A 7,836-nucleotide genomic window follows, 5' to 3' on the forward strand; every position below is an offset into this window, starting at 1 on the left:
ATTATTATCCGTTTGGATTAACAATGGCGGGGATATCATCGAAGGCGCTCAACAATGCACCAACAAACCGCTACAAGTACAACGGTAAAGAGGAACAAAGACAGGAGTTCAGCGATGGTAGTGGGTTGGAGTGGTTAGATTACGGAGCAAGGATGTATGATGCACAGATAGGAAGGTGGCATATCCTCGACCCCTTGGCTGAATCAGGCAGAAGATGGAGCCCATATAATTACGCCTTTGATAATCCTCTGCGATTTATTGATCCTGAGGGGATGTGGTCTTTTGATGCGAATGGAAATGCCTCCACAAACAATGCTGATGAAATTTCGGCTTTCTTTGGTGCTTTAAAAAATAGTAGTCCGCAAGATAGAATCGTTGTAAATACGAAAACAAAGGAAGTTACAGTTACCAAAACAGATGATCCGTATGATATTGTAAAAGTTGATAACAATGCTCCAACCATAGAAGAAAAAGGAGTAACAGAAGCAAAATATAAGGAGCAAGGGTATAGCACTATGCACCCTGAAGCAGTTGGGATGGGAGCTGTTGATAATGCCATAATTACTTTAGCGAGTGCAAAATTGTTCTCTTTGTTTTTTAAAGGAGTTGCAGCACTTTGGGGCTCAAGGGCTGCTGCTGTTGAAGGAACGACTGCAGAAGTTGCTGCTAAGGGGGGGGCTAACTTATTAAAGCCTTTGGGCTTGGGCTCTACAGGTAGAACAGCAGCGGCAAACCTTACCGAGCAGTTAGCAATGAAGGAAATAATGTCAAACCCTTCATCGGGAAAGGTATTAATCCAAACAATGAAAGATGCTTCGGGTCGGTGGAATGGTTGGAGTAAAATGTCAAATAAAACTGCCCACGGTGTAGAAATCCATTACAATGCTTTATGGGAAAATGGAGTAATCAAGGCGATTGACGATTTTAAATTTATAGGAGGGCAATAGTTATGAAAGTAATCTGTAAATATAACGACCCCTCAAATCTTCCAAGCGGCATTCCTGATAATTTTGATTACGGTCTTGAGTTAAGTAAAGAGTATTTAGTAATGGGAGTGTTGACTTTTAAACAGTCGAATAATTTGTATTTTTTGATTGATGAAAACAGTCGGCCAAGTTGGTTTCCTTACCAAATCTTTGAAACAGTAACCAATGAATTACCTGCTAATTGGTTTGTCAAAATTAATATTGGAGACGACTACGTAGATTATCAGAACTTGATTGGTTTTGATGAACTTTGCAACAAGGAAGATTTTTTTAATCAACTATTGGAGCGAGACGAAGAAGCAATGCGAACATACTTCAGACGAAAGATAGAGTTAGAAAAAGAATTAGCAGAATAACAAAGAAGCCCGGCATTGCCAGGCTTTTGCTTTTTACAATGCAGCAATATTTTTCTGCAAATAATCTTTAAACCGTTTTTTGGATACAAAAGTTTCTATGAGCTTTAACAGGATGGTTTTTTCTTCCTTGTCCAGTTCATTGATAAGCTGCAGTTGTTCGAGGGTGGCTTTATCTTCCACGGAAATTTCTTTGGGCATACTGTTTTTCTCCCCGAAATAAATCACTTCGTCTATAGTTGTGCCAAAATGCTTTGCGATCAGCACCAGGCAATCCACCGGCACTTCCTGCTGGTTGTTTTCCATTTTAGAATAGCCGGTGCGATGCACATGGATCAGATCAGCCATTTGCTGCTGGGTATATCCTTTGCTTTCCCGGAGTTTTTTCAAGCTGTCCCCAATGCTCATGATATAGGTTTTATGGCTGTAAAAGTACCAAAACAGAACATTATTGACAATAAGGTGAGAATTTAGAAAATAAATATGTTCCTTTTAAGAACAATATTTTATCTTCGTTATGTTCTAAATAATCACAATTATTTTTTATGGCAAAAGAACGCATCAGGAGAGTAAAGCTGCATGGTAAAAACCGCCCTTCAGGGCATGGCGGCTGGCTCTGTAATACTTACAAAGCAGTTCCCTGGCTGAACGTAAGCGGGCTGTGGCTGGAGCAGGCAGGCTTTAAGGTAGGCGATGCGGTGGAGATCACGGTAGAGCAAAATACACTCATCATCAAAACCGCACAGTAATGGAGCTAAGGCAGATCAAGGAGCAGCTCACCATCCGGCAGGTATTGCAGCATTACGGCTTAAAGCCTGATAAGAACAACCGGCTGCTATGCCCCTTCCACCCGGACAAAACCCCATCATTGCAAATCTACCCGGCAACAAATACATGGTGTTGCTTCAGCAGCAACTGCAATGCCGGCACAGGAGATCAGGTACAGTTTATAGAGCTGTATGAAAAATGCAGCAAACATGAGGCGTTGGTAAAAGCAGCGGAAATGGTGGAAGGTGTAGGGAGTAAGCCCGCCCGGATGACCGGGGCGGACGGGGCAGAAGGGAAAATTATCGAAGCGAAACCTGTCTTGCCGGCAGCCAGGCTTTTTATCGAAGCTGATACAATAGCAAAGGAAGCTGTGCTAATGAAGCTGTTTAAATACTTTGCAAAAGCCTTACCGTTATCAAAGAAAGCTGTTGATTATTTAGAAGGCAGAGCCATCAACTATAAAGCGCATGAAGCAGGTTATAACAGTGGCGACTGGCATCATAAGCTGAACGAAAAGAATTTTATTGCAAGCTGTGAGCAATACGGCTTGCTAAAACCCAAGCCGGCCGGTGGTTACAGTGCATGGGCAAAGGACTGCATTATCTTCCCGTTGAAGAACCAGGAGGGAAAAATAATATCGTTGTACGGTCGTAGTATCCTCACCCCGTCCCTCTCCACGGGTGGAGAGGGTGAAGCCCACGCTTCACGCCATTTTTATTTAAGCAATCGTTCCGGTTTATATCCTGGTTACCCTGCATTAACTACAAAGAAACTGATACTTGTTGAAAGTATTATTGATGCAGCAAGCCTGCTGCAACAACAAACAATCACAGGGCAGTACAGCGTTTTATCATTATACGGAACGAACGGGTTAACGGAAGAACATATACAAGCCATCACCAGCCTGCCACAGCTTGAAGAAATTATTTTAATGCTTGATGCAGACGAAGCCGGCGAAGCAGCCACACACAAACATGCACATGCGTTATATACATTGCTGCCTCATGTACGCATTGCACGTACACACCTGCCATCCGGGGAAGATGTAAACAGTGTATTGCAAAACCATGATGATGCAATGGTGTTGCAACACCTCATTGATAACAGAACCGATTTTTTATTTTCAAACCTGTCAAGCCAAAGGCATGATGAAAATAAAAAACCTGAATTACCTGAAACCATCACTCGACCTGCATTACAGCAAAGCAGGCTCAATACGCAAAACCCGGAGCTTTTAGTTTACGATACCGCCTGTGGCGGCACAGGCAACTGCCAGTTACGTATAGAAGTATGGGGCGGCATAAAGATCACCGGCCTTGACCGGATGAAAGTAACCTTGAAAGTACAGCACAAGCAAAAGCAGCTTTTGCCAATAAGAGATACGCTTGATTTATACAGCCGCAACCAGACCGAACAGTTAATACAAACGATCAGCGAGAGCTTTGATGCTAATATAAAGCAAACAGAAACCACCATCAGCGAGCTGACCAATGAGCTGGAAAACTACCGTATTAAAAGAATAGAGGCATTACAACCCAAAGAAAAACCACAGCATGAACTCACACCGGCGCAAAGACAAACCGCCATAGCAGAGCTAAAGAAGCCTAATCTTTTACAACGCACCAGCCAACTCTTACAGCAATGCGGTATTGTAGGAGAATCTACCAACAGCCTGATCGCATACCTGGTGTATTGCACAAGAAAACAAAACATTCCCTTGCACATTATGTTCCTGGGCGCCAGCGGTAGCGGCAAAACCTACCTGCAGGAGCGCATCAGCGAGCTGATACCCCAGGAAGATAAAATAGAGATCACGCAGATCACCGAGAATGCCCTGTATTATTTTAAGCAGGAAGAGCTGAAGCACAAGCTGATTTTGATCGAAGACTTAGACGGTGCACTTGCTGTGTTCTATCCGCTCCGGGAGCTGCAGACCAAAAGAAAGATCAGCAAAACCGTTACGCTAAAAGACAGCAAGGGCAATTTAAAAACCATTACGCTAACGGTGGAAGGCCCTGTAAGCGTAAGCGGATGTACCACCAAAGAAAAGATATACGAGGACAACGCCAACCGTTGCATACTGCTCTACACCGACCAGACCAGAGACCAGGACAAACGCATCAACGAATATCAAACCAAACTATCTGCAGGTGAAGTAAACAAAGAAAGAGAACAGCAGTACAAGGAGTTGTTTAAAAACATACAGCGGGTACTCCGCCCCATCCATATCATTAATCCCTATGCAAAATACATTGTGCTTCCGGAGCAGGTATTTAAGCCGAGAAGAACCATGACGCTGCTGTTAGGTTTTATTGAAGCCGTTACATTTTACCATCAATACCAGAGAGAAGTAAAGAAAGATAATGCCGGGCAGTTGTATATAGAAACTTCCATTGAAGATATCGAAGCTGCATTTAATTTGCTCAAAGATGTATTGTTCTCCAAGAGCGATGAGCTGGCGAAAGCAACGAGGAACTTTTTTGAGCAGTTGAAGCAATATCTTACCGATAACAGCCTGGATAGCTTTACACCGCAGCAGATCAGGAAAATTTTTAGGATAGAGCCCAGAACGATACAACGCTATATCCGGGAGTTGAAGCAATACGGCTTTATAAGGCAAATAAGCGGCTTTAAGCACCGCAAGGGCTTTGAGTATGGTATTGCCGATGCAGCCGAATACAGCCGCCTTAAAAGCGAAATAGATACCCATCTTCAAAGTATCATTGAACAGTTGCGAAACCTGCAAAGCGGTACTGCGACAGCGACAGTACTGCGACACTAATACTACTGTCGCAGTAAAATCCGGTACAGTAGCGGTTTTTGTCTACTGCGACAACTACGACACAGAAAAAGACTATTAGCAAAATTTTATTGTCATGAAAAACAAATCCATTGCGCTGCAAAGCAGTGAGTATAAGTTATTGCTTCAATCCTTTACAGAGTGGTTGCAGCTTTTAAATTACTCACCGCTAAGCATACCGGTACATGCTACAGCGCTGAAAGATTTTTTACAGTACCAGGAGCAAAATAGTAAGCTATCCCTGGAGCAGCTTCACGCGCCGGATGCCGGGGCATTTATACTACAGTTGCAGGATAAAACCGGTAAGCGTACAGGCAGACCATTAAGCCATAAGCATATCAATAAATACATACAGGCGCTTTTGCTTTTTAGCAAATACATCAGGCAAACGGGCAGATCAGTTATTGGTTTTAGTTTACAGCGATTAGAAGAAGCGACCACTAAACCGGTATGGCTTACAACAACTGAAATACAAAAGCTCTACGATGTAACAGCCCCAACGATTTTAGGCATACGGGATAAAGCCATGCTTGCCGTGTATTACGGTTGCGGGTTGCGTTTGAATGAAGGTGCAAGCCTTGAGCTGCAAGACATAGACAGTACAAAAAAAGTATTGCATGTAAGAAAAGGCAAGGGCTATAAAGAACGGTTTGTACCGGTAGCGGAAAAGAACTTTGAAGCCATAAAGCTATACTTAGATCATGCAAGACCGCAGTTGTTACAACAGGTGCGAACAACCGCGTTATTTATTGATGCTAACAGAGGCAGACCGATGCAAAAGCAGAGCCTGTATGTAAGAGTAAAGCAGTTGGTAAAAAAAGCGAAGATCAAAAAGAAAGTCGGCACGCATACATTACGCCACAGCATAGCCACCCATCTTTTACAAAGCGGCATGAAGCTGGAACGGATACAGCAGTTCTTAGGACATGGCGACTTAGACAGCACACAGATATACACTCATCTTGCAAATGAAACAATATGAATTTTACAGCATACCTGCAAAGCAAACAATACAGCGGGTCAACAGTAAGCCGCTATACGGAAGGCATAGAAAACTTTTTAACCTGGTTGCACCGGGAAGATATAAAGGAAGAATTATTTACTTACAATGACGTGTTAGACTTTATGCGGCATTACCACAGTAAAGGTATCAGTAAAAGAAGTGTTCACAATATACTTTGCATGGTGCGGCATTACTGTAATTACCTGATCAGCGAAGGCAAACGAACAGATAACCCGGCAGCAGGTGTTTTTATCAAAGTGCTGGTAAGAAAGCTGCCAACAAATCTTTTAAGCATAGAAGAGCTGGAAGAGCTGTATAAGCAATACAGCATACAGTTAAGTGTAGACGGGTCAAAGAAAATTATGTTAGGGCTGATGATCTACCAGGGTGTAACGGTTGGTGAAATTATGCGGCTGCAGCGCCATCATTTTAAACTGAAAGACGGAAAAATATTTATTCCCGGAACCAAACGCAGCAATGAAAGATCATTAGATCTGAAAGCGGTACAGATACCGGAGCTGCAAAGCTATCTGAATGCAAATAAGTTCAAAGAGGGTGCATTGTTCTTTGAGCAAATCAAAACGCCTGTCAGCGAAACCAATATCAATAACCGCCTGCAGTATATGTTTAAACAGTTGAAGCAGCTCAATGCAAATGTGATCAATGCCAAACAGATCCGCGGCAGTGTAATAACGGAATGGTTAAGAAAAAATCATCTTCGGCAGGTACAGTATATGGCCGGGCATAAGTATGTAAGCTCAACCACAAGATACCAGGCAAACAACCTCGATGATCTGCAAAGCGAGCTTGAGCGACATCACCCAATGGGCTAAGGCTGACACACAGCACGGCTTGCAGCAAGCGAACGCACAAAGCCAACGCTATTGCTGCTCTGCGTTGTTGCCACCTTCCCACGCATTTTTTGTCGCTTGCCTTGCGCTTCATGCAGCACATTGCCACTGCCACAAAGCTATCGCGCGGGAGCCATCATTGCAGTGTCAAAGAGCTGCACGGCCCTCGCTTCACAAGCCACAAAAAAGCTGGCGCACAGGCGGAAGCTACTTAAACATAATGTGTTCCTATAGTATCCCGCCTGCCCGGCTCATGTACACATGCCAACGCACCGGCGGGAATCCTATAGGCACATTATGTTAAGTATCCAACAACGCAGCCGCTATAGCTATACACAAACCCTGCACACAATAGCGGAAGCCGTGCACACCCACGCTTCCCCAAGCGGTGTCCCAACCACAGGTCGGGACGAATCTGTTTTATGCCATCTTCCTACGGTCGGTCAATGGCAAAGCCTACCGGCAGTATGGTAAAGGAATGAACGCATAAAAATGGCATAGCAAAGATATTGCGGCATGCCAGCGCCCGCCCGACCCACAGGGGCGTGGCACAAGGCTGCCAAAAGACACCAAAAAAAAGCTGCACCTATGCCCTCATCCTGATATGCTACACCAGCTTTTGAATGTATTTGTATCAGCAGTGGTATGGCCTTTTTTTTGGCTCTGCTTTTGGCTTTTGCTCATGCCGCTAATGGCTGGTCGCTAAGCATTTTTTGCTGCATTTTATTTTTTATCACCAATTAAAATTTACAGCCATGAAGTATTACATCACTTACCCGATCAATGAGCCATCAACCGCAACAGATTATTCTATCATTAAAGTGAGAGAGGTAGACGAAGCCAATTTTTTAGAAGATTACGGCGTCCGGGTTATAGCAAGCGGCAACAGCCTGATGGAAGCGCTGCTGAACTTTGAACAGGTAAAATCCGGGCAATAACCCCGGATTTTTTCTTTTCAATTGAAAAAGAAAAACCGTTATTTTTAGGGCTGTAACGTAGTTCTTTGAGTTGATGCCTGGGCGTTGGGGACGTTTTTGTAAAAGCATCAAAATGGGGATGGTAATTATTATCCGTT

The 7,836-nt window shown here is 43.6% G+C and carries 8 protein-coding genes; 7 read left to right on the plus strand and 1 reads right to left on the minus strand.

All coding sequences use genetic code 11. The annotated features are described in order from the left end of the window. Window positions 1-947 (plus strand): RHS repeat-associated core domain-containing protein (locus DC498_RS26480; RefSeq protein WP_133176983.1); only part of this gene is annotated, 947 nt, incomplete at its 5' end. Between the two features lie 2 nt (window positions 948-949). Then, window positions 950-1,342, plus strand: a complete 393-nt coding sequence (locus tag DC498_RS25505; protein ID WP_116876952.1) for a hypothetical protein — start codon at window positions 950-952, stop codon at window positions 1,340-1,342. Window positions 1,343-1,375: 33 nt separating this feature from the next. Here the strand turns inward: DC498_RS25505 and DC498_RS25510 are convergent, their stop codons facing one another. Continuing rightward, the gene (locus DC498_RS25510) at window positions 1,376-1,747 is read right to left on the minus strand and encodes a helix-turn-helix domain-containing protein (protein WP_116876953.1); all 372 of its coding nucleotides are present in this window, start codon (window positions 1,745-1,747) and stop codon (window positions 1,376-1,378) included. A 137-nt stretch (window positions 1,748-1,884) separates the two neighbouring features. Between DC498_RS25510 and DC498_RS25515 the strand changes: the two genes are divergently transcribed. The 5 genes from DC498_RS25515 to DC498_RS25535 all read left to right on the plus strand — a co-directional run bounded on the left by DC498_RS25515 (window position 1,885) and on the right by DC498_RS25535 (window position 7,699). Next, window positions 1,885-2,088 carry a SymE family type I addiction module toxin gene (locus tag DC498_RS25515; RefSeq protein ID WP_116876954.1) on the plus strand — a complete coding sequence of 68 codons (204 nt, stop codon included), beginning with the start codon at window positions 1,885-1,887 and terminating at the stop codon, window positions 2,086-2,088. After that, a complete protein-coding gene (locus tag DC498_RS25520) occupies window positions 2,088-4,889 on the plus strand; it encodes a toprim domain-containing protein (RefSeq protein WP_116876955.1) in 2,802 nt (933 codons plus the stop codon). The genes DC498_RS25515 and DC498_RS25520 overlap by 1 nt, the downstream gene beginning before the upstream one ends. Window positions 4,890-4,983: 94 nt before the next feature. Further along, entirely contained in the window at window positions 4,984-5,889 is a 906-nt protein-coding gene (locus tag DC498_RS25525) for a tyrosine-type recombinase/integrase (protein WP_116876956.1), read from the plus strand. Then, window positions 5,886-6,743: a tyrosine-type recombinase/integrase gene (locus DC498_RS25530; protein WP_116876957.1), complete on the plus strand. Its 858-nt coding sequence runs from the start codon at window positions 5,886-5,888 to the stop codon at window positions 6,741-6,743. The genes DC498_RS25525 and DC498_RS25530 overlap by 4 nt, the downstream gene beginning before the upstream one ends. Window positions 6,744-7,516: 773 nt before the next feature. After that, on the plus strand, window positions 7,517-7,699 hold the full coding sequence (locus DC498_RS25535; RefSeq protein ID WP_133176984.1) for a hypothetical protein: 183 nt from the start codon (window positions 7,517-7,519) through the stop codon (window positions 7,697-7,699). Window positions 7,700-7,836 lie beyond the last annotated feature (137 nt).

The sequence above is a fragment of the Terrimonas sp. genome (assembly GCF_003075435.1).
Classification (GTDB): Bacteria; Bacteroidota; Bacteroidia; order Chitinophagales; family Chitinophagaceae; genus Agriterribacter.

What these genes read in the sequence shown, in the direction of transcription:
- DC498_RS25505 (WP_116876952.1), top strand. Translation starts at nt 950, where the DNA reads ATGAAAGTAATCTGTAAATATAACGACCCCTCAAATCTTCCAAGCGGC.
- DC498_RS25510 (WP_116876953.1), bottom strand. Translation starts at nt 1,747, where the DNA reads ATGAGCATTGGGGACAGCTTGAAAAAACTCCGGGAAAGCAAAGGATAT.
- DC498_RS25515 (WP_116876954.1), top strand. Translation starts at nt 1,885, where the DNA reads ATGGCAAAAGAACGCATCAGGAGAGTAAAGCTGCATGGTAAAAACCGC.
- DC498_RS25520 (WP_116876955.1), top strand. Translation starts at nt 2,088, where the DNA reads ATGGAGCTAAGGCAGATCAAGGAGCAGCTCACCATCCGGCAGGTATTG.
- DC498_RS25525 (WP_116876956.1), top strand. Translation starts at nt 4,984, where the DNA reads ATGAAAAACAAATCCATTGCGCTGCAAAGCAGTGAGTATAAGTTATTG.
- DC498_RS25530 (WP_116876957.1), top strand. Translation starts at nt 5,886, where the DNA reads ATGAATTTTACAGCATACCTGCAAAGCAAACAATACAGCGGGTCAACA.
- DC498_RS25535 (WP_133176984.1), top strand. Translation starts at nt 7,517, where the DNA reads ATGAAGTATTACATCACTTACCCGATCAATGAGCCATCAACCGCAACA.